The organism is Shewanella septentrionalis (genome assembly GCF_025370265.1).
GTDB classification, from domain to species: domain Bacteria; phylum Pseudomonadota; class Gammaproteobacteria; order Enterobacterales; family Shewanellaceae; genus Shewanella; species Shewanella hafniensis.
The window spans coordinates 14,082-37,710 of record NZ_JAMTCC010000045.1 but is presented as its reverse complement, the minus strand read 5'-3'; the positions used below and the strand labels follow the sequence as shown (position 1 = coordinate 37,710).

The 23,629-nt window shown below is 46.1% G+C and carries 17 protein-coding genes; 6 read left to right on the top strand and 11 right to left on the bottom strand.

Features of this window, described 5'->3' with window-relative positions:
• Window positions 1–539 precede the first annotated feature (539 nt).
• Entirely contained in the window at window positions 540–2,036 is a 1,497-nt protein-coding gene (locus NE536_RS19660) for an aldehyde dehydrogenase (protein WP_006085008.1), read from the bottom strand.
• 279 nt (window positions 2,037–2,315) lie between these two features.
• Here NE536_RS19660 and aptA point away from each other — a divergent pair, with 279 nt between their 5' ends.
• The 4 genes from aptA (at window position 2,316) to NE536_RS19640 (ending at window position 6,542) form a co-directional block, all read left to right on the top strand.
• Window positions 2,316–3,680, top strand: a complete 1,365-nt coding sequence (aptA, locus tag NE536_RS19655; RefSeq protein WP_261273754.1) for an omega-aminotransferase AptA — start codon at window positions 2,316–2,318, stop codon at window positions 3,678–3,680.
• Window positions 3,681–3,749: 69 nt separating this feature from the next.
• Window positions 3,750–5,240, top strand: a complete 1,491-nt coding sequence (locus NE536_RS19650) for a CoA-acylating methylmalonate-semialdehyde dehydrogenase (protein ID WP_006080674.1) — start codon at window positions 3,750–3,752, stop codon at window positions 5,238–5,240.
• 30 nt (window positions 5,241–5,270) lie between these two features.
• Window positions 5,271–5,636: a cupin domain-containing protein gene (locus NE536_RS19645; RefSeq protein ID WP_115335277.1), complete on the top strand. Its 366-nt coding sequence runs from the start codon at window positions 5,271–5,273 to the stop codon at window positions 5,634–5,636.
• Between the two features lie 183 nt (window positions 5,637–5,819).
• Complete coding sequence (locus tag NE536_RS19640; protein WP_012588307.1) at window positions 5,820–6,542, top strand: TorF family putative porin; 723 nt, start codon at window positions 5,820–5,822, stop codon at window positions 6,540–6,542.
• Window positions 6,543–6,644: 102 nt separating this feature from the next.
• Here NE536_RS19640 and nagP read toward each other — a convergent pair whose 3' ends face one another.
• The 8 genes from nagP to NE536_RS19600 all read right to left on the bottom strand — a co-directional run bounded on the left by nagP (window position 6,645) and on the right by NE536_RS19600 (window position 18,321).
• Entirely contained in the window at window positions 6,645–7,943 is a 1,299-nt protein-coding gene (gene nagP, locus NE536_RS19635) for an N-acetylglucosamine MFS transporter NagP (RefSeq protein WP_261273755.1), read from the bottom strand.
• A gap of 328 nt (window positions 7,944–8,271) precedes the next feature.
• On the bottom strand, window positions 8,272–9,426 hold the full coding sequence (nagX, locus tag NE536_RS19630) for a transmembrane glucosamine N-acetyltransferase NagX (RefSeq protein ID WP_261273753.1): 1,155 nt from the start codon (window positions 9,424–9,426) through the stop codon (window positions 8,272–8,274).
• A 137-nt stretch (window positions 9,427–9,563) separates the two neighbouring features.
• Window positions 9,564–10,700, bottom strand: coding sequence for an N-acetylglucosamine-6-phosphate deacetylase (nagA, locus tag NE536_RS19625; protein ID WP_261273752.1), 1,137 nt, complete (start codon window positions 10,698–10,700; stop codon window positions 9,564–9,566).
• Window positions 10,701–10,755: 55 nt separating this feature from the next.
• Window positions 10,756–11,754 (bottom strand): glucosamine-6-phosphate deaminase NagB-II, encoded by a 999-nt coding sequence (nagB-II, locus tag NE536_RS19620; RefSeq protein ID WP_261273751.1) that lies wholly within the window; start codon window positions 11,752–11,754, stop codon window positions 10,756–10,758.
• 17 nt (window positions 11,755–11,771) lie between these two features.
• The gene (gene nagK, locus NE536_RS19615) at window positions 11,772–12,707 is read right to left on the bottom strand and encodes an N-acetylglucosamine kinase (RefSeq protein ID WP_006084997.1); all 936 of its coding nucleotides are present in this window, start codon (window positions 12,705–12,707) and stop codon (window positions 11,772–11,774) included.
• 223 nt (window positions 12,708–12,930) lie between these two features.
• Window positions 12,931–15,729, bottom strand: a complete 2,799-nt coding sequence (locus tag NE536_RS19610) for a family 20 glycosylhydrolase (RefSeq protein ID WP_261273750.1) — start codon at window positions 15,727–15,729, stop codon at window positions 12,931–12,933.
• Between the two features lie 28 nt (window positions 15,730–15,757).
• Window positions 15,758–17,245 (bottom strand): methyl-accepting chemotaxis protein, encoded by a 1,488-nt coding sequence (locus tag NE536_RS19605; protein ID WP_261273749.1) that lies wholly within the window; start codon window positions 17,243–17,245, stop codon window positions 15,758–15,760.
• On the bottom strand, window positions 17,245–18,321 hold the full coding sequence (locus NE536_RS19600; RefSeq protein ID WP_261273748.1) for a substrate-binding periplasmic protein: 1,077 nt from the start codon (window positions 18,319–18,321) through the stop codon (window positions 17,245–17,247). Before NE536_RS19600 ends, NE536_RS19605 begins: the two co-directional genes overlap by 1 nt.
• 496 nt (window positions 18,322–18,817) lie before the next feature.
• Here NE536_RS19600 and NE536_RS19595 point away from each other — a divergent pair, with 496 nt between their 5' ends.
• Together NE536_RS19595 and NE536_RS19590 are read left to right on the top strand one after the other, a co-directional pair.
• Complete coding sequence (locus tag NE536_RS19595; RefSeq protein WP_259215129.1) at window positions 18,818–19,735, top strand: sulfite exporter TauE/SafE family protein; 918 nt, start codon at window positions 18,818–18,820, stop codon at window positions 19,733–19,735.
• 14 nt (window positions 19,736–19,749) lie between these two features.
• Entirely contained in the window at window positions 19,750–21,276 is a 1,527-nt protein-coding gene (locus NE536_RS19590) for a tryptophan halogenase family protein (protein ID WP_261273747.1), read from the top strand.
• A gap of 54 nt (window positions 21,277–21,330) precedes the next feature.
• Here NE536_RS19590 and NE536_RS19585 read toward each other — a convergent pair whose 3' ends face one another.
• Window positions 21,331–22,872 (bottom strand): tryptophan halogenase family protein, encoded by a 1,542-nt coding sequence (locus NE536_RS19585; RefSeq protein ID WP_261273746.1) that lies wholly within the window; start codon window positions 22,870–22,872, stop codon window positions 21,331–21,333.
• Window positions 22,873–22,892: 20 nt separating this feature from the next.
• Window positions 22,893–23,597, bottom strand: coding sequence for a SapC family protein (locus NE536_RS19580; RefSeq protein WP_261273745.1), 705 nt, complete (start codon window positions 23,595–23,597; stop codon window positions 22,893–22,895).
• Between the last annotated feature and the right edge of the window lie 32 nt (window positions 23,598–23,629).

Genomic DNA, 23,629 nt, shown 5'->3' with positions numbered 1-23,629 from the left:
TTTCGCCATTTCTCACCGAAATTCATAAATAAATATAACGTCTTAGTATTTATGCGCTGTTTGCAGGACATAAATCGTTTGTTGACTCGATCTTAATTATGACCGCTGCCACATCCGTGTAAATTGGTATAAATGATGCTATAGGAATTTGCTTTTTTGCGGTAGCGGTTTTTTATACAGCTTGGTGGGTAATTACTTGATATTGTTTTAGCTTTATCATTCTATTTAGCTCACTTGAGGCAATAGTTTTTTAATTAAACGAACAGCGAGAGGCTAATTAGGATTATCATTGTTGCACCTGTGACCTTCTAAAACAGGATGTTTTAGTAGAGCCCTCAGGGACGAGTTTACGGCGTGTCACTGGGGAAACAATGGCAATAAATGCAGCACAACTGACGATTCAATGATCTTGCTTGGGGTAAAGACGCCCTAAAATAAAAAACCTCTTTCCATGTAATATGAAAAGAGGTTTTAGTATTGAGCGAAAGTGGCTCCTTCTCTTATATAGACAAAAAAGAGCGGTTATAACAACAGAGCGCTTATAACACGATCCAAGTCGCTTTCAGTTCTGTGTATTTGTCGAAGGAGTGCAGAGATTTATCTCGGCCATTACCTGACTGTTTATAGCCACCGAATGGCGCTGTCATATCGCCACCATCGTAATGGTTGATCCATACCATGCCAGCGCGCAGGGCTTTGGCGGTTTTATGGGCCTTGCTTATATTCGATGTCCACACGCCAGCGGCTAAACCGTAGATGGTATCGTTGGCGATTGATATCGCTTCTTCCATGCCATTAAATTCAATGACAGATAACACAGGGCCAAAGATCTCTTCGCTGGCAATTTTCATCTGATTGTTTACGTTAGAAAATACCGTTGGCTGCACATACACACCGCCCGTATCAGCCATGACTTGGCTGCCACCGTGGACTAAGGTCGCGCCTTCATCTTTACCTGCTTTAATGTAACTGAGTACTGTGTCTAACTGTTGTTTATCGACAACGGCGCCGCTCACAGTCGCAGGGTCGAGTGGATGACCCGGATGCCATGAGGCTAACTCCTCTGCGATAAGCGCGATAAGCTCATCTTTCACCCCGGATTCCACCAGCAAACGCGAACCTGCGGTGCAAACTTCACCTTGGTTAAAGGCAATCGCTTCGGCCGCAGCAACAGCAGCGGCTTTCAGATCTGGTGCGTCATTAAAGACGATATTGGGGCTCTTGCCTCCGGCCTCTAACCACACGCGTTTCATGTTCGACTCGCCAGCGTAAATCATTAATTGCTTGGCAATTTTTGTCGAACCTGTGAACACCAGCGTATCCACATCCATATGCAGGGCTAAGGCTTTACCTACGGTATGACCAAATCCTGGCAACACGTTGAGTACGCCTTGTGGGATCCCGGCTTCAATGGCGAGTTGCGCCATGCGGATTGCCGTTAAGGGAGATTTTTCAGAGGGTTTTAATACCACACTGTTACCTGTAGCAAGTGCAGGCCCGAGCTTCCAACACGCCATCAGCATAGGGAAGTTCCACGGCACAATCGCAGCGACAACACCGACAGGTTCACGGGTTATCATGCCAATTTCATTGTGAGCGGTTGGTGCGAGTTCATCGTAAATTTTATCAATCGCCTCGCCAGACCAGCGAATCGCACGGGCGGCGCCCGCCACATCCACTGCTTTGGAGAAACGGATCGGTTTACCCATGTCGAGGGTTTCTAACAATGCGAGTTCATTGGCATTTTCTTCGAGTAATTCGGCGAAACGTATCATCACTTGTTTGCGCTTTACCGGAGACTGCTGTGACCAAACACCAGACTCAAATACGCTGCGGCCATTGGCAACCGCAAGATTGGCGTCCGCAAGATCGCAACTCGCCACTTTTACCAGCAAGCGGCCATCGATAGGGCTAATACAATCAAAGGTGTTACCCGAAACGGCATCTTGGTATTCGCCATTGATAAACGCCTTCCCATTAATAGACAGGCTGGCAGCAAGACTTTCCCATTCGCTGCGTTTCTTCGGTGTGCTCATGATGACCTCTTAATAGTTCGCATAGGTGTGGTTTATCGTTCATCGACAAGAAATAGTGGTCTGTGACGACATTAGCGCAAATGCGACACATCATCACAGTCGTAATCCGAGCTTCAGATTACGCTGTTTGAGCAATAAAATTCAATATTTTTTACAAAAATAGCTTTTTTGCCACAAATAACTGCACACAGCTCTTCCATGTTCATTATTTCTAACATAGCATAGCAAATATTAGCCACCCTAAAACAAGACCTGAAAATACAGGACAAGGTAGACACTATGGCCGATTTGCCGCTCAATTCCTCAAGTGATGCTTCACATCAATCTTCAACTGAGCATCCCTCACTTGAACATTTCTGGATGCCTTTTACCGCCAACCGCCAATTCAAAACCAACCCGCGGTTACTCACCAAAGCGGAAGGCATGTATTACACGGATATTGATGGCAATAAGGTATTAGATGCTACCGCCGGTTTATGGTGTTGTAACGCAGGCCATGGTCGCAAAGAAATCAGCGAAGCGGTCAGCAAACAAATTAAAGAGATGGACTACGCGCCCTCCTTCCAAATGGGTCACCCTATCGCCTTTGAACTTGCCGAGCGCTTAATCGAGCTCAGTCCTGAAGGATTAAACAAAGTCTTCTTTACTAACTCAGGTTCTGAGTCCGTCGATACTGCACTTAAGATGGCACTTTGCTATCACAGAGCCAACGGTCAAGCCTCACGCACTCGCTTTATCGGGCGCGAAATGGGTTACCACGGTGTCGGCTTTGGCGGCATCTCTGTGGGTGGGTTAAGCAATAACCGCAAAGCATTTAGCGGCCAATTACTGCAGGGCGTCGATCACTTACCTCATACCTTAGATATCCAAAATGCGGCATTTACCCGTGGACTCTCACACTTTGGCGCTGAAAAAGCCGAGATATTAGAACAGCTTGTTACCCTGCATGGCGCCGAAAATATTGCCGCCGTAATCGTTGAACCAATGTCGGGTTCAGCTGGGGTAATATTGCCGCCACAAGGTTACTTAAAACGTCTGCGTGAAATCACTAAAAAGCATGGCATCCTACTGATTTTTGATGAAGTCATTACCGCTTTTGGCCGCGTTGGCGCCGCCTTCGCGAGTCAGCGTTGGGGTGTTATTCCAGACATTATCACCACGGCTAAAGCCATCAATAACGGTGCGATTCCTATGGGCGCAGTGTTCGTGCAAGATTTTATCCACGACACTTGCATGCAAGGCCCTAATGAACTGATTGAGTTCTTCCACGGCTACACCTATTCCGGTCATCCAGTGGCTGCAGCGGCGGCGCTTGCCACCCTATCGATTTATGAGAATGAGCAATTATTCGAACGCAGTTTTGAGCTTGAGCGCTACTTTGAAGACGCCGTGCACAACCTCAAAGGGTTGCCGAATGTGATTGATATTCGCAACACAGGGCTAGTTGCTGGGATTCAATTCTCCCCTAACGCTCAAGGCGCGGGTAAACGGGGTTACGGCGTGTTTGAACACTGCTTCCGCCACGGCACTTTAGTGCGAGCCACGGGCGACATTATTGCCATGTCACCACCACTGATTGTCGATAAACGCGAAATTGACCAAATGGTTAATAGCCTAAGCGATGCCATTAACGCCGTTGGATAATAGCGCCAGCTGTTCGTTCCACTCTCACATTTAACACCCCGCTGCGGCGGGGAACATCAAAGGTTAACTATGCTCAAGATCACTCACTTTGTTAATGGTCAGCACACTCCTGCCAGTACCAGAACCCAAGATATTTTTGAACCCGCCACGGGTGAACTACGTGGACAGGTCTCACTCGCAAGCGAAACTGAAGTGGGTGAAGCCATCGCAATCGCTAAAACCGCCTTTGAAACATGGTCACAGGTGACACCGCTCAACCGCGCTCGAGTGTTATTTAAATTCAAAGCCTTAGTTGAGCAGAACCTAGATGAAATGGCGCAGCTTATCACCCGCGAGCACGGCAAAGTGATCGACGATGCTAAGGGCGAGTTGATCCGTGGTCTCGAAGTGGTCGAATTTGCCTGTGGTATTCCGCACTTGCTTAAAGGTGAACACACCCAGCAAGTCGGTGGCGGCGTCGATTCTTGGTCAGTTAATCAAGCTTTAGGTGTTGTCGCAGGCATAGCGCCCTTTAACTTCCCCGTGATGGTTCCCATGTGGATGTTCCCAATCGCGATTGCCTGCGGTAACACCTTTATTATGAAACCCTCGGAAAAAGACCCAAGCTCGGTGATGCGTATTGCTGAACTGCTTAAAGAAGCGGGTCTTCCCGATGGCGTGTTTAACGTTATTAACGGCGACAAAGAAGCCGTCGATACCTTACTCACCCATAAAGATGTGCAAGCGGTGAGCTTTGTAGGCTCAACGCCGATTGCCGAATACATCTACAGCACAGCCTCTAAACATGGCAAACGCGTACAAGCCTTAGGCGGCGCGAAAAACCATATGTTACTCATGCCAGATGCGGATTTAGATCAAGCCGTTAGCGCCTTAATGGGCGCAGCCTACGGCAGTGCTGGTGAGCGTTGTATGGCGATTTCTGTCGTACTCGCGGTAGGCGATGTGGGCGATGCGTTAGTGGAAAAACTGCTACCGCAAATCCAAAGCTTAAAAGTCGGCAACGGCCTAACGCCAGAGATGGAAATGGGTCCGCTGATCTCCAAACAGCACCTTGCCAAGGTCACCCAATATGTTGAAGCCGGTGTGCAAGAAGGTGCAGCGCTGCTGGTCGATGGCCGTAAACTGAGTGTTGAAGAAAATCCACAGGGCTATTTCCTTGGCGCCTGTTTGTTCGACCACGTCACGCCTGAAATGAGCATCTACCGCGAAGAAATCTTTGGGCCAGTGCTGGCGATTGTGCGCGTGAAAGATTACCCAACGGCGCTTGAGCTGATTAACCAACACGAATTTGGCAATGGCACGGCGATTTTCACCCAAAGTGGTGAAGCGGCAAGGCATTTCTGTCACCACGTGCAAGTCGGTATGGTTGGAGTGAACGTGCCGATCCCAGTACCAATGGCGTTCCACAGTTTTGGAGGTTGGAAGCGATCACTGTTTGGGCCGCTGCATATGCATGGACCAGATGGCGTGCGTTTTTATACCAAGCGTAAGGCAATTACTGCCCGCTGGCCCGTGGGTAAACAGACTCAAGCCGAGTTTGTAATGCCTACGATGAAATAGCCGAATGTCAGCTCAACAAGGAAATCGCAAATGACTGTGAGCATCAACGCCATTATTCGCTTTGCTACGGCGCAAACACCTGTCGAGACCTATCAGTTACCGACGGAAAAGTTGTTAGCAGGCAATCCAACTCAAGGGCTAGAGAATCATTATTCTAGTCCTTGTGATCAATTTCACAGTGGAATTTGGCAAAGTGAATCAGGCGCTTGGAAAATAAACTACACTGAATACGAGTACTGCGAAATCCTCGAAGGGATAAGTGTTATCACTGATCTTCAAGGTCAATCGCAGACGTTCACTGTGGGTGACAGGTTTATTATACCCGCGGGTTTTCAAGGCACTTGGGAAGTTGTGGAACCCTGCCGCAAGGTTTACGTCATTTTCGAACAAAAGTGAGATCAACGAGGCTGATGTTAGCCTCAAAAAAGCTAAGTTATCTTAGCAATAACTCGCCATGAGGTCACAGCAACGGGTTTTCCTAGGCTGTTGTTTGGCAAACCAACGGATGCACTGGCGCAATTGAATGAGCATGGCCGCCAGTAACACGTCCGAGTCAACAAAGAAAATGGGAGAAATACCGTGTATAACAATCTGAATAAAAAACGGCTGGTACAGCTTGTCGGACTCGCGCTAACCACGACCCTATTCTCCGGCATGGCCGCCGCTGAAGTAACAGGGGAAATTAGTCTCACTAACGACTATCGTTTCCGCGGCGTTTCACAAACCGCTGGCGATCCTGCCCTGCAAGGTGGTATCGATTGGAGCTTCGACTCGGGTTTCTCTGTCGGTGCTTGGGCAAGTAACGTGGATTTTGATGAGCCAGGTTATAACGGCCCTGCAATCGAATACGATTTCTATGTCGCCTATGGCGGTGAGATCAACGAAGATCTGACCTACGACATTACCCTTAACCGTTATAACTACTCAGGCGAGAGTGACATAGGCTATTTTGAAGTTACAGCTGGCATGGATTATAAAGGCTTTCGCGCCGCTTACTGGTACACCAATGACTACGGCGGAAGTGATTTAGACTATCACTATGCTGAGCTTAACTATTCCTATGAATTTGTTGAGAACTGGAGTCTCGATCTGCACTACGGCTATAACGTTGGTGATGCATTGGATGACGGTGAAGGCTTTGATAGCTACTCAGATTACTCTGTTGGCGTATCGACTGAACTGTCAGGCTTTGGGCTTTCTCTCGCTTGGTTAGGTACAGATCTTAGCGGCGACCAAAAGGTCTCTGATGGCGCATTCAAAACCTCAGATACCGTGCTTGCTAGCGTAAGTTACGCGTTCTAATTTGGCCTTAGTATAAAGTTCACAAGAACCGCTTAGATAAACTAAGACACAAAAAAGCCCTCATCATCGAGGGCTTCTTTTTAGCAATTCAAACAGACTTGTCTACCAACTACGCATCTTATGACCTTTCACCGCGTAGAACAGAATGAACAGATAACAGGGCAACATCACCATATAACCGCCCTGCATACCCATATCAGTCGCCGAACTCATTAAGCCCCAAGACACAGGACCGAAGGCGCCACCTGCAATCCCCATGATAAGCAGCGCAGAACCTGTACTGGTCAATTTACCCATACCAGACAAGGCTAACGGCCATACTGCAGGCCAAACAATTGCATTGGCTAAACCAAGGAAGGCAATCATCAACAGGGTGTCTGGCAACGCAACGCCACCAAAAGGCACTAACACAACATTCGCGATAGCGTAGGAGTTATTGTCGCCAAACAAAATACCGCATGTCAGTAGCAAACCTAAAATGGCCGACACCATCAAGGCCTTAGGCTGTGAAATAAAGCGCGGGATTAATAGGATACCTAAAGAATAACCCAGCACCATACACACCATAGTATAGGAGGTCATAACACCGTAGGACTCTATGCCTAAAGATAAAGCAAATGTACCAATGGTATCACCAGCAATAACCTCGACAGCCACATAAAGAAACAGTGCCAATACACCAAAGGCTAAGTTAGGGTGAGATAACGCCGCCTTAAGCTGGTCTTTATCGGTATTTTCATCAGTCTCATCTTCATTCAACAATTCTGGCAAGGGCGACTTCTTCACCGCCAATGCCAAAATACCGATAAAAATGGCCATGCCTAAATAGGGCAATACTAAACCGTCGGCCATTTCATCAATTTGCACTTGAGTCAGCTCAGTGCCAATACGGTCTTTAAAACTGTCTAAAATCAGTGCCGAGAATACTAAAGGCGCAATCACGCCCGCACCTTTATTTAAAATCCCCATCACGCTCACACGGGCGGCCGCAGACTCTTCAGGGCCTAAACGTACCACATAGGGGTTAACCGCAGTTTGTAATAGGGTTTGGCCTGCACCCATCACTAATTGAGCGAAAAGGAATAAGGCAAATATTTGGGTTTCCGCGGCGGGGATAAACAGTAAACCCGCCAACATCATCACACCCATGCCAATCGCCATACCATTCTTATAACCGACTTTGCGAATAAGCCAAGCGGATGGCAAGGCAGTAAAGGTCACTGCGATATAAAAAGAAAACAGGATCAACGACGCTTGAAAGGGATTGAGTTGCAATATTTGTTTCAAATACGGCATCAAAGAACCATTCAACCAAGTGGCGAATCCGAGGATGAAAAAGAGAGCGGCCACTATGGCCATGGGGAGAAAGCTGCTTTTTTGCTGGCTTTTATCGAGTGTCATTTCCATAAACCTGCTTCTTATAGTAATTAATTATTGAGGTGATAACGGGGTTTACATTAATGCCTAAGTTCCCGAATATCCGTATCGCGACTCGTCCGCAATGGCTAATGTTACCATCCAAACGCACCATTGTTTCAGTGATGTTAAAACAAATAACACAAAAAGACAACGCTGTCATTTAATAAATTCTCGCGAATATTCCCTCGTAATCCTCGATTGGCTAACTGATAAGTTATAAGTAAGTGATGACTCACATCCAGAAAATAATGTAAAAAAAGCCGCAAACACTGAGTGTGTGCGGCTTATCTCAAGCGATTAAGCGAACTGACTAAATCCTGACAAAAATATTGCGGCGATACATCCAATATAAAACCAGCCACTGCACCGCAAGCAAGCTGACAACCGCAGCTAACGCTTGAGCGCTTTCAGGCAAGGCCTGCACTAAGCCGCCAAATACGCTTTGGGCGATATATTTCCAATCCACTAAGCTCGACGCTAAATAAATGATGATGGCGTTCGTGCCTATCACCACGAAGAAAAATGCGGATTTTTGCCACTTAAGCACATCGACTAAGGCATAGAATACCGCCAGCAGTATCATGCTCCAGCCCGACGTCACCAGCACAAATGAACTGGTCCACAGCTCTTTATTGACCGGAATAACAAGATCTAACAGCCAACCGAAGGCTAACAAAATGCCACCCGCAGCGGCGAGCAATCCCACTTTAGCCCACTCACCTTTAGGATGGGATTTAACAATAAAGTGGCCGACAAACACACCCGCTAACGCATTGACTATGGCGGGAATAGTCGACAGTAACCCCTCTGGATCGGGCGTGCGTCCCTGATAGCTCACGCCGGGTAATAAAATCGAATCGACATAGGCATTGATGGATTCCGTTGGCGAGAGCACGCCGGCCTGTCCACCAGGGAAAGGCAACCAAAGTTGCATTGCGCCATAACCGAGCAAAATGCCCAAGGCGACGATAATTTGGGTTCGTAGACTCGTGTGCCACACCAATAATGCGGCAAAAAACCATGCAAAGGCGATACGGCCTAACACACTGGCATAGCGAATTTTTTCAGGATCGGCAGGCGCGCCCGTACCCCAACCGTGATTGTATAAAATGCCCAGTAGCAGCAATAAGAAGAGTCGTTTAATCCCATGCAGATACACAGGTAACCGCTCACTCAGGGGTAATTTATCTAAACGTTTGGGAGATAAACCTAAGGCCACACCTGAGAGGAAAATAAACAGCGGGAAGATTAAATCGTAAAACCGAAAGCCATGCCATTGGCTATGATGCATTTGCTCATCGCCCCATTGCCAACCTGCCCAGCCCGTTAAAATAAGCAAGCCACCAAACAGGGCCTCACCGCCCAAAATCCAAAACATATCGAAGCCGCGCAGTGCATCCAGCGACATCAACCTAGGTTTATTCACCTTTACAGGCGCAATTGCGTTTGTCTGTGTCGTCCCCATGCCATCATCCTTTATTATTGTTATTAAAAGCTTTTATAAAAGTTGAGCAAAACTAATACTGTACAATAAAAAAACTTAGCCCCTGTCATCAAAATACGACAAGGGCCAAGGTTAACGCTTTGCTCACTCAACGCACACTAAGGGCGAACATAAACGGCATTTCCAGCAATGTAGTTTGCCTGCACTTTGTTGTGCGCATCGAGCAAGACAAAATCAGCCCTATGCCCCAGTGCTAAACGGCCAGCTTTATGGTCAATCCCGAGGAACTGTGCGGGATATAACGCCGCCATTCTCAAGGCTTCCGCCAAAGGTAAACCCAACAAGTTCACAGTATTATTGACCGCAGTCGCCATATCGAGCACACAGCCCGCCAGCTCACCGGTCACAGCATTTAATCTGTCACCGACTCGCAGCACTCGAGTACCAAAGAGCTCGAAGCTCGTCTCATCGTCCATACCGACAGGTGGCATAGCATCGGTGACTAACATCATCTTGCCCCTCACTTTTGCCCTTAGTGCAACCTTTGCCGCCGCTGGGTGCACATGGTGACCATCGACAATCAAACCACACCACGCGGTTTCACTCTCAATCGCCGCACCAACCATGCCCGGCTCACGGGAGCCCAGTGGTGACATCGCATTATAAAGATGGGTAAAGCCCGTCGCGCCTGCCGCTAATGCTGCAACTACAGTGTCGTAGTCGGCATTAGAATGGCCCAAACACACCTTCACGCCCGAAGCGACAAGCGTGCGGATCACCTCCGGCGACACATTCTCTGGCGCAAGCGTGACAACTTTAATCCCCAGATCTTGACGACAAAATACCGCGAGTTCAGCCTCTGTGATTTCGCGAATAAAACCCTGTGGATGTACACCTTTTTTAGGCACAGATAAATGCGGCCCTTCAAAATGCACCCCTAAAACGCCTGCGCTACCTTTGACTAAAGCCTCAGCCACTGCATCGGCTGCATTTGCCATCACACTGACATCGTCGGTGATAAGCGTAGGTAAAAATCCGGTCGTGCCAAAACGCGCATGGGCACGGCCGATAGTTTCAATGCAATTAACACTCGGATCGGCATTGAATAACGCCCCGCCGCCACCGTTCACTTGTACATCGATAAAACCTGGCACCAGCGTTCCGGCTTGGCGGATTTCCTTCGCGCCAACAACCGTATCAAACGCCAGAATGTGCCCGTCTTCAACAGTAACTGGCACATCTTGATGGAAATACTCACCATCGAAAATACGCTCGGCGATCAAGGTGATTTTCATCACAAACCTCTTTCAATAAATAACACGAGTGACTTAAGTCTTTAATTTCGGCGGCTTAGAGCGTTTGGGTCACTTTTTTAAGGCCAGCAGGTTGATCGGGATCAATACCGCGGGCAATCGCAACCGCAGCCACGTCGATATAGAAACGTTGTAATAATGCTAACGGCGCCACACGTGGGTGAATATCGGTCGAGGTTTGATTCAGATGCACTAAATCGGCGCCGCGTTGGCTCACGTTTTCAATCTGTTCTATGTGGCTAGCGTAGGATTCATCGCCAATACACACATCAACGATAGTGAGTTTTTTCTCAACTAAAGTCACAGGACCGTGGAGGAACTCAGCGCTACTGAATGCTTCGGCATGGATTGAACACACTTCTTTTAACTTAAGCGCGATTTCCTTGGATACCGCATAACCTAAACCACGGCCAAGTACGACTAAGTTCTTCACGTCGGCAACAGATTCTGGCGTGAGTTGTGGCTCAGCGTCCACCGCCGTTTGCAGCGCTTGGGGTAAAGAAGTGACGGCGCTAGCGAGCGATTCGCTTTGAGTCCAAGCGGCGGCAAGTTGTAAAATCGCCGACAAGGTCGCGAGGTAACTCTTAGTCGCGGCAACCGCTTTTTCTTCACCGGCACGTAAAGGTACAACAACATCAACGATATCTTTAATCGGTGCGGTTTCATCATTGACTAAGGCAACACAAAAAGCGCCGGCATTTTTTGCCATACGCGCCTGCGCCAAAATATCAGGGCTACGGCCAGATTGTGAAATCACAATCACTAATGCGCCTTCGAGTTTCAAGGTCTTACCATACACACTCGCCACAGAAGGGGCGGCGGCAAACGTCGGTACGCCCGCTTCGATTTCAAATAAGTACTTAGCAAAAACACCCGCATGATCCGATGAACCACGACCAACGATCATTACAAAACGGGGATCGAAGGCGCGCAGCTTTTCACCTAACTGCTGCATGATTTCAGCGTTAGCGTCTAACTGGCCAGCGATTTTTTGCGGTGCGGTGCGAGCTTCTTGCTCCATAATAGTGTTTGTCATGTCTTTTACCTTCAGGTTCAAATACAGGATTTGGCTTCAGTGCCTATTTGCACTGACAACGACTTATTAAATTCTTGCTGGGCGAAATACATAGCACCAAGTTCGGGTGGTGCTAAGGTTTCTGAAATTTTGGCAACTACATCGGCACCGAGCCAGGCTTGTAAAGGCTCTGCAAGGCCACCGATCATCGAAAAACGCACCGGATTTAGGCTAAATAACTTACGCGCCATGTCGCTAATATAATCCGCGCCCTCTTGCACTATGGCCGTCGCGACTGCGTCACCTTCATTGGCGCAATCAAGCACACTTCTGGCTAATGCGGCATAGCAACTTGATGATTTACCGGCTAGATTTTCGACAATACCGAGCGCATCGGTGACGTTAAAGTAGCTCAGCAGCATATCGGTTAATCGGGTTGGTACGGCAAAGCCATCGAGTGCTAACAACACGTGTTCGGCGGCTTTTAATCCCAGCCAAGCACCGCTGCCCTTATCACCTAATGCAAAACCATAACCGCCAATACTCAAGCTGGTATCACCAACATGGGCATAACCGCAAGAACCTGTGCCCGTGATGATCACAGCGCCATCGGCACCGCGGTGGGCACCAATACAAGCCGTATGCAGATCTGTGGTGACATACATGGCCGCAAAAGGATGCTGCCAGTTGATAACGTCTTGATATAACCGAGGGACATTTACGCCAGCAAGACCAAGACCCGCCACCAGCAAGTGACTATCGCTCTCGTTCATGCCCGCATCCAACAACGCCAGGCGAGTCGATGCTTCAATGGATTCAAATGTTTGTGTGAGACCATGCAGTGGATTTGCACGTCCTGCAACACCTGTCCCTAAAACGGTACCGTCTGCGCAGTAGATGGTGGCTCGACATTTACTGCCGCCGCCATCTACACCTATAAACAGTTGTTGATCTTTTGTCTGGACTAACCCCATGACACCCCTCTTCACCTATCAATGCAGCGCTACCGTTGCTTATTATTTGCCGTTAATACAGCGCTCAACTTTAGTTAACTCAATGTTACAGCAAAAATGACAGCGTTGTCATTTACTTTTTTAAGTGATTTATGATCTAAAATCAAATTTAGGCAATCACTGACACAGAAAAACAAAAAGGCTGTATTTTATCTTTAAAATACAGCCAGATATAAAAATCGATTTAGTTAACGATTAAACTTCGGCCTTTACGAATACCATCGGCAGCTATGGCACGGACCTCTATCGGTGCAGTGACCGCCTGTCCCGCTTGATAAGCTTGCCATTGGCCATTTAGGCTTCGGTATTCCAGTTTGAGTCCGGGATAGGCGATATTGGCAAACAATTTACCGTCACGGATCTCGGCGCCGACCGTCGGTACGCGATAATCAATCCCCGCTTTATCTAGCTTAATAAACTCTTTATGACCTAAGGTATTCGCAAGTTGTTGCCAATCCTTTGCCTGTGCATTACGCATGGCTAAGGTAAAAGCGCCCGAGCTTTGATTATATACAGCGCCTTGATATTGATAAGGAACTTCCCATGCAGCTTGATGCCAAGCACGCTCAGCCAACATCAATAAACGCGGGAACACCATGTATTCAATCGTATCGTCACTGCGAATCGACTCACTCCAGACCTGCCCTTGCAAGCCAGTAAAAGGTTTGCCTTTCTCCCTTGGGCCCGAGACTTTGTTACCCGCCTCATCAAGTTTTATTCTGTCGTCCGCTTCGAACGGCTGATTTTGAATATCGGTCCACTGCTCGGCATTGGCGGCCAAGTTATCTGGCATAAAGCTAAAGACTTTATGGCTGTTGGTCGCGCGACTCGCCCAGTAATAGCCATGCTCCTTAGGATCGGCCTCATAGGGGAAGTCAAAGTACAACACCTCAGGATTAGAGAGCACGGTTTTCCAACCAAGATTCGCCTGCTGATTGGCGCGCTCATAGCCTTTATGGGCAATCACATCCCAAATATTAGACTGCACTTTAGCGGGCATATTCTCAGGGCGAACATGGCTCATGCCATCGCTCCACCCCGCAGCTTCAATACCTTTGGCCGCTAACATAGTCGAAATTCGTTCAATAAAATAAGCGCCTAAGTCATCTATCGACTTAACGCCTTTATCGTTATTGGCAACAAATGCTAAACACTGTGGTGATTGTTTCCAAGCTCCCGCCGTTTCATCGGCACCAATGTGGTAACGTGTCAATGGTTGACCCGCGGCTTGGTGTAACTTGGCTATTTCATCAATCACCTTATCGACAAACTGATAGGTCGATTCCATGCACACGTTAAGCGTATTGTCGTCGTAATATTGCACTGAAGAATAAACCGTTTTGTCGTTTGCATCGGATAACAAATATTGCTCAGCTGCAGTGGTTTGCCCTTCAGCTTGCAATTGACGAGCGCCCGCATCTAACGCTTTTACCGCTGTGCTAGCTTGATTTGCCGCTTCCTGCACAGGGACAACCTGCACTTTGCCCGTATTTTGCAGCTCTACGTCTTCAGCCTGTAATCGACGAAAACGCGCATCCATCGCTTTAATCGCGGCGCGGCTATGACCCGGCATATCCATCGACGGGATCACCTGAATTTGACGCGCCTCGGCATATTTCACTATGTCGATATAGTCTTGTTTGGTGTAATAGCCATTGACGCTTGTATCGCCAAACGGTCCACTGCCTAACTGCGGTAATAAGCAGGTATTTTCATCTAAATCATGGCAACGTTTACTGCCTATGTCGGTTAATTCAGGCAGACCATCGATTTCTAAACGCCAACCTTCATCGTCAGCCATGTGTAAATGCAGTTTATTGAGCTTATAAGCCGCCATTTGGTCGAGCAAATCCAGCAACAATTGTTTGCTGTGGAAATTACGTGCCACATCAATGTGCATACCACGGAACGGATAACGTGGGCTGTCTTCAATGGTCATGGCATTCACTTTCAGCGAATTCACATCCACAAGGCTTGCTAATGATGACAAACCGTAAGAGAAGCCCGCCGCATCATTGGCAGCGATCACAATTTCAGTTGGCTGAATATCTAAGCGATAACTGCCCTCACCCCCTTTATGGCTGGCAAATTTCACCGTCATGCCACTCGCAGATTCAGCCACACCCAGCCGAGCTAAACGTGCCACCGCCGCCGCAACTTGACTCTTTTGCTCTGGGTTATCTTGCTGATATTCGAGCTTAATACCACCAGCAAGAGATACTGGTGTATCAGTTGAATGGATCTTCACCTTTTGTGGCGTTGGGATAATGGTATCCACAGCCAAGGCGGCATCTTCACTCACGATTTGATTGTCTTTAAATAATTGCGCGGCATCGGCTGGCGCGAGTTTATCCGTTTCAGTGCGTTGATATTGGGTTTTAAAATTCGTAAACCCTTCAACATACGGACGCGTCTCTAAACCCGTTTCGGCATCTTTACCCACTTGAGTGCTGGCGATAATGACGGGTTCTAATCCGTTTGCTGCGAGGTAATAGTTTGGCATAGCGTCGGTTTCAGCCAATTGCCACGGCTCACCACGGAACGTCAGTTGCTTTTTCTCACCCTTAATAAATCCCTTAAAAGCGGCCGTTGGCGTAATACGATGTAAATCACCTTTAACGTGCGTTATCGTCAATTCACCGCTTTCAACCGATTGCACTGGGCGCATTTGGCTTAAATAAATTTCCCAATTCTGGCTGGCTAAATCCATACCGGGCACGAAATCAATTTGAGCGACAAAACAGCGACCATCGGCTTTATCTTTTAGGCACTTATCGTCTGGCACATTGGTTACAACACGGTAAGTTACGACTAACGAATCCCCGAGTTGTTGTAACTGAGCTTGAGTTAATGCGTCCTGAGCTTGCTGTGTTTGAGCCACAGCCTTACTGGCTGACGCTGTGGAAGGCGTCACAGGCGCCTCGGAACAGGCCGTTAATCCTAAAGCCAGTAAAATGGCGCTTGCTGAGAGTGTTTTTTTCATGATTATCCTTATCTAGCTCCAGAAATGGCTACAATCTGAAGGAAGTTACTAACGTCCGCAGTCTTTCCCCTTGGTGAAACAGTCGCTCGCTCGAGTGCGCTAAGTGCTCGCTATCGAGGGAGGCTGAACCTGAGACATTGGCAAGATCATTTAACGTACGAGAAATCGCTTCGGTGACGCAGGTTTGCTCCTGTGCCGCATGGGAAACTTCGATGTTCATATTACTGATATTTGAGACTAAATCAGTCACTTTAGTGAGTACTAACTTAATTTCTTCCGAGCGGTTCACGCCTTGAGTTGAAAGGGCTTGGCTCGCTTGCATCACAGTGACAGTTTCTGCCACGCGGCTCTGAACCTGCTGGATCATTTTCTGTATTTCACCTGTGGCCTGTTGAGTTCGGCTCGCCAAGGTGCGCACTTCATCGGCCACCACAGCAAAACCACGCCCTTGTTCACCCGCCCTTGCCGCTTCAATCGCAGCATTAAGCGCCAGTAAGTTGGTTTGTTCGGCAATGCTGTTGATCACCACGACCACTTCATCAATCTTTTGGGTTTCTTGCTGTAGTTGTGAAACGGACAATGCCGAGCGGGCTAATTCAGATGCCAGTTTACGAGTGATGTCTAATCCCGAATCAAACTGCCGCTGACTGTCATCGACCGCTTTATCGGCCTGAGTCGCCGCGTCCGCGGTGCGCTTGGCATTAATGGCGACTTCGTTAGCACTGGCGCTCAGTTGAGTAACCGCCGTCACTGCGGCCTCGGTTTCTTTTAGTTGGGTTTGCACGCGATCATTATTGGTTTGCGACAATGAGCCAAGCGCTTTGGCATCGCCCAGTAATTGCCCTGAAGTTTCGTGCACTCTGGAAATCGTGGCGTGAATTTGCTCTACAAAACCATTAAATGCCTTGGCAAGCTGACCAATCTCATCCTGACTCTCAACTGGTAATCTGTGGCATAAATCACCGTCGCCGCTGGCAATTTCTTCCATGGCGCGGACAACATTCTCCAGTGGATTAATCACTAAACGTTTAAGAATGATAAAGATAACAATTAAACTGCCACCGAGAATTAACAGCGCCTGCAAGAAATAACCTAAGAGTAAATCTGACAACTGAGCGCGAATGGGCAACATAGAAAACTGGATGGCCAATTGGCCCGTCGGATTACCTTGGTCAGCAAAGTGAATTTCACGTTTTACCAAATACTCATCGGCCACAGTTTGAGCCTGTTGACTTTCGGCTAACACTTTACCGCGATGGTCGCTCACGACGATATGATAAATCTGCGCAGATTTAAGCATCACAGACAACACGGCTTGGATTTGTTCATAATCGTAGGTGAAGATGGGCTGCGCCATAGTGACTTGCAAATTGGCGACGGTATTGTCTTCAAACTCAGTTTCACTGGCGGCCAATTTATCGCTCGCCAACCAGTAAGATGCACCGAACAAAACGCTGACTATCATAAAAATCGCTGCTGCTAACCCAATCTGTACTTTTAAGGCTAATGTTTTCATTATTTTGCACCTTGCATACTAAAGAGATCTAACCATAATTCTTTGCGATCTATTGGCGTTAACGGGCTTAAATCAGGCGTATCGAGGCGGATAATGACCCTTTGTTCAAACTTTGCCTCGCGGTACAGTTGCTCAATTTTGAGCTCGCGATTGAACATCTCATCAAAGGAGCCGTCACTGACCATACTTTCAAGCCCGGCTAAAATGGCCGCCGCAAGTTCGGGGCGCTTAGGGGACACAAAGAAATAAGCTGGCGAGCGATATTGCAGCAGAATATGGCTATCGACCTTAAGTGCGGGATCGGGGTGGTTTGCGAGTTCTTCACCAATTTCCTGGGCGCCGAGGGCAAGATAATCAAAACGCCCACCTTCCAACATGGGGTATAGATTGGTGTACTGATAACTCGTAACGACGGGTAATCCATTGGCCTCTAGAATCGTGGCATCGGGCCAATAACGATTTTGCCCCGCCTTTAACTGCCTAAAATCCGCCATGGTTTTCACATTGGCGAATCGCGTTTCATCCGCTTTGCGGATAATCAGCAGTCGATTACCGAGTAATCCTTTAAACAATGGAATGCGCACGGGAAGCACAGTTTCTTCTAGTTCTTTTGAGGTCATGCTCCAAAACACATCGACTGTCCCAGCGAGTGCTTCTTCGACCTTGCGCTTTTGATTCATTTGAGTCGACATTTGCTGCACTTGATAGCCGCTATCCGAACGGCGCAGTGCTTCCTTAAGTAAATTTAACTGCCAAGTCTGCGGTATGGTGGTGACGATTGTTTTTGAAATCGGTTGCCGAGTGTTAGAAGCATCAGACTTAATGGCGTCAGAGTCAGATTTAGAGTTTGAGTTTGAGTTTGAGTTTGAGTTTGCAGCGAAATGACTTGAGGCAATATCGGCTGCAAACACAGCGAAGGATGAGGCTGAAAGCCCCGTCAGAGCCATGATAAGCAGTGACCAGCAAGCTGCTCGTTTAGTGATGATAAGTGTGGTCGTTAGTGTAAAAACATAACGAATGACACTCATCATGCCCGTTGCAATGACGCGCATCGCAGCCGTTAAATGAATCGCCATAAATTGCAGCCTCTTTTTATTATCTGGTTTTTACCAGAGAGTTTTATTGATCTATGCCGCTAACGTTCAAATGCTGAGGTAGGCATTTAAATCATATTGTAAAAACACCCTAAAAAAATGGCTGGGCACTGCTTACAGTACCCAGCCCACGCTAGTTTCTGGGGAGAGACTATCAAAATATCAAAGACAAACGTATCGCCGCCCGACAGCAATACTCCTGCCAAACACATGAAAAGGAGACCTCATCCTCTCATGCAGACCTTACAAACAACGTATCACACAAGCAGATGACAGCGTTGTCATTATTAAAGTACACAAGAAAGAACAGGATTTCTACATTTTTTTGACAATTATTGTTTTTTTTTATGAATAGACATATTTAACCATTATTATTCAATCACTTAAAATGTTTAATTTATTTATTCAAGCTTATGTGACAACGTTGTCTTTCATTGGTAACATGGCGATAACATGACAAAGATCACGGTAGCTATCGATGAGCCCCCTTAACACATTAGTGCCCAGTAATACCCAATCTGCTCCGCGCTTAACTCGGCACTACCGAAACCTCAGTTTGATATTGCTACTTTGTGGAGCTTGGTTATTTTGGGCGAGCCATTTTCATTCGCCATTTGATCTTATCCAAGAATATGGCCGCTTTATTTTTCTGGGTATTACAGGAGCGATATTTGCCAATTCGACGGGAGCTGGCGGTGGAGTCATCTTTATTCCCGTTTTTTCGAGCCTCAACTTTAGTGAGTCTCAAAGTGTTGCGACTTCATTTATGATCCAATGCTTTGGTATGACAGCAGGCGCGATTTCATGGTCACTGCATTATAAAAAGCGTCACCGAGAAGATGCCGCCTGGTCTGGTTTTGTGAAAGCAGCATTACTTGCCGCCTTCTTTTCTGTCTTAGGTTTCTGGAGTAGCCAATTACTACAGCTCAACTCCCCCTCTTCGCTACACACAAGTTTCAGCATCTTCTCGATTGTACTCGGTATCGCCATCGTTATTAGTAGCAAAAGTAGCACGCCAATAACTCGCGCTATAAGGCCAGTCGATTTTCTTTGGCTCGCTCTCATTGGCTATTTCGGCGGCATTATCACAGCTTGGTTATCGGTAGGCGTCGGTGAATTAGTCGTCATTTATCTGATGTTACGGGGACTATGCGCCAAAATGGCGGTCGCCACCGGCGTCATTGTCTCTGCAATTACAGTTTGGTCGGCAAGCCCTATTCATATTTTTTCAACAAATAGCCATGCCCTCTTTGAGTTAGTGTTATTCGCAGGCCCAGGTGCCGTCATCGGAGGATTACTCGCTCGTAAATTAGCGCTATATCTGCCAGTAAAAGTGTTAAAACTCTTTTTCTCCATTTGGATAATTTTGACGGGTAGCGTCATGTTGGCGAGTTAATAGGAAACATTAAGATGAATAATTCTCCGCTAAAAAGTATCACTATTGTCGGTGGCGGTAGCACAGGTTGGATGACGGCTCTCTACTTGAGTAAGTTATATAACCATTCGTCTAATATCATTGATATTAGACTTATCGAAAGTAAAGAAATTGGTATTATTGGCGTTGGTGAAGCTACCGTTCATAGTCTACGATTCTTCTTTGCAGCTATGGGATTAGATGAAAATGAACTACTTAGAGAAACTAACGCAACATTAAAGACCGGCATATTATTTCGTAACTGGATGAAACCAGTCGATGGTAAAATGCATGAATATTTCCATCCATTTGAGCAACAAAAACCATCTGGAAAAATTGATAATGCAAGTGCTTGGATTTTAAATAATCAGATTAATGAATCAAACAGCACTCCCTTTGCTGAAGCAACAAGTCTTTCATTTAGCTTAATGCAAAATAACTTAAGCCCTAAAACGCAATACTTGAACCAATATCAAGGTATTGTCCCCTATGGTTACCACTTAGACGCGACGCTCATGGCTGCCTTTTTAAAGCGCAAAGCCACCCAAGCAGGTGTAGAGCATGTTGAAGCAAATGTAACGGACGTTCTGGTTAATGATGGCAACATCACTGAGGTTGTAACTGACCAAGGCTCATTCAAGAGCGACATATTTATCGACTGCACAGGCTTTAAAGGGCTTTTAATTCAAAGCCTAAAGAATGATAACTGGCAATCATTCGAAACTGAATTACCTTGCAATAAAGCCGTTGCAATGCAGCGGGAATATCTGCCTCACCAGCTACCAAGAGCCTATACGACAGCAACAGCGCTTAGTCATGGTTGGGCTTGGGAAATTGACCTAACTAATCGTCAAGGAACGGGTTATGTCTACGATGGCAATAGTCTAACGAGGGAGCAAGCTGAGGCTGAATTAAAAGCTTATCTTGGCGATGAACAAGAGATCATAAGAACTGTTCACTTAGATATGAAGATAGGGTGTAGACGTGAATTTTGGGTTGGAAATTGTATTGCAATGGGGCTCGCAGGTGGATTTATTGAACCCTTAGAATCGACAGGCTTGCATCTTATAAACTTAGGGGCAAGATTGCTAGCGACGCATTTAACGTCATCAAATCCCTCCCAAGCAATAAGGACGTCATATAATACCGCAATGAACGGCTTGTATACCGATCTTAGACAGTTTATCGTACTTCATTACTGCTTAACTGATAGAGATGATAATGAATTTTGGCAAAAAGCCGCACAAAGCTCAGCATTCATCCCTGCTCTAGAACAAAAAATGACACTATGGAAAGACAAGGTTTGTGAGTATGTCGATCTTGCCAATGGCTATAGTTCAGTTTTTACAGATGAGAATTATCGCTACGTACTTTATGGTATGCAGCATATTCCTGAAATCCATATACCTTGTCCCAAAACTGAAATATCAAGAATACTCGACAACTTAAAAACACAACAGTTTAGAGCCAAAGAGCAATCTTTATCACATCAAGAATTTCTAGCAAAAATTAAAAAAAATTAAAACAATAAAGAGCAAGATTAACAATCTTGCTCTACATGCCGTTTAATTCAACCATTAATTAAGTTGGATGCCATACAACTTGATGCGTTCAATTAACTCCCTATGGGGTAATAATTGCGATTTGAGTAATGTAACCTGCTTGTCTAGTTTGTCGGTCATTTCCGAGAAAAGCCGTTCCTCTTCATCATTTAATGTCATCTTTAATGTTGACTCAAAGTCTGAGCCATAGAGTACATATAAATAGTTTTCTAAATTGAAAAATTCTAGCGTAGAAGTAAAGTCATAGGCAGTCGGTATGTGATAGCGCCACAATTCTAGATGTTCTTTTAATGAGTCTGGAATACTTATTTCATTTTTATTATCAACCCAAAAAGGCGTATCCATTCGTTTGGCTGTGACATAGTGAAGTTTAATAAAGTCAATCACCCGATTCCAAGCATTCGATACCCGCTGATTATAACGATTAGCCACAAGTGGCATAACGTCAGTATTAGCAGGAAAACATTCAGCTAACATTCTGGCTGTCGCATCAAACATAAGAAGACCAGTCGCTTCTAAAGGTTCAACAAAACCACTCGACAAACCAATCGCAACACAGTTACCTTGCCAAGATTTCTCTCTATACCCCACCTTCATAGGTATGTGTCGAAACGAGATTTCTTCAGCTGCTTTACCTAGATATTCCCGTAATACACTCTCAGCTTGCTCTATTGATGAATATTGACTGGAATACACGTAACCAACACCACGACGTTCAGACAAACCGATATCCCATATCCAGCCAGCCTCTTGTGCTGTTGATTTAGTGAAACAAGGGATAGGCGTATATTTATCTTCATAAGGAAGCTGCACAACTAATGCTGAGTCGACAAACAAAATGTCACTCTTATCAACGAAGGGAACGTTACATGCGCTGCCAATGAGTTGAGCACTAAATCCAGTACAATCAACATACAAGTCCGCAGTCAATACACCAGCGTTATCAGTATATAACTCTAAGATATTTCCCTGAGCGTCTATTTTTGTATCAATAACTTCTGCAAGCAGATGTTTAACGCCTAACTGTTCAACACCAAATTCGGTCAACAACTTGGTAAACTTTGCAGCATCGAGATGATACGCGTAATGCATAGCCCCTCGATATTGAGGCTGTGTCATCGCTTTAGGGCCAAACCCCGCATCAATTAAATGACCTTGAACTGACACAAGATCAGCGTAGCGGCCTCTATCTGAAAGAGATTTATTGAGCCAAGTTGAAGTGAAATCTTTAAAGTAGGGATAATCAAATAAATGGTGATAGTACTCCCCTGAATTTGGTTCATTCCAATCAATGAATTTAACACTCTGTTTAAATGTCACATCACAGCGATGAATAAAATCATCTTCTCGAATACCAAAATACTTTAATGTTTCTCGTAACATAGGCACTGTCCCTTCACCAACGCCTATAGTAGGAATGTTCGGGGACTCAACTAACATAACTTGTATTTTAGGTGTTCTAGCATTCAACTTTTTAGCTAAATGACAGGCAGAAATCCAACCTGCAGTTCCGCCACCCACAATGACGACACTCTTTATATCTTTTCTTGAAGTCATGACCTATGCCTGCTAATTACTTAAACGCTCAACTCGATTTCTTCTTTCGCTAGGCGATTAATTTGATGCAATGAGTTCAAATGGCTGTAAATTGGAGCTAAAAGGCCTCGTTGCTTGATATCTAAGAACTCATCTGAGCTGAGTCGATTTAACTTAGCTTCATCGATGAAATAGATACCATTTATGCCGCGTTTTTCGCCTTTGATGTCAACGGTAAGACTTTGTGGAGAAAATAATTCTTTTTGAGCCAAAAATGCAATAATTGCCTTACTCATTTGTTCTTGTTCAAAGTTTTTTATAATACTTTCTTTACGCAATCTTAAAAACGCCGTTTCCTCTCCTCCTTCAAATAATGCATTTCCCTCGTCAGTACTCACATGAGCGCTTTCTTCACGTATCCCCACCCATACTTTATCCTGTTGTTCAGCACTCAGTATTAACCCAAGCGGATAGTTTTTAAGTACATTTGGAATATACAGCCCTAACCATTTGCCATCTTTTTGCTTCAAATTCTGTCCAGGTTTTAATCCAAGCATAATTACGGACTGGTATTCTCCTGTTTCACTATTCTTAACAAAAACAACAGGTGAATCTACAGCTGCATAAGCAAACTCATAAATTGAAATGGGTAGTAAATGTTGCTCAGCTACATGCTCATAAGTGGTAGGAGTCACTTTAAGGTGCGCATGTTTTGCTGAGTCAAGCGGGGTGATTGAATTAGTCATATGAGCTCCTTGAGGGCTTCTTCTGATTGAAT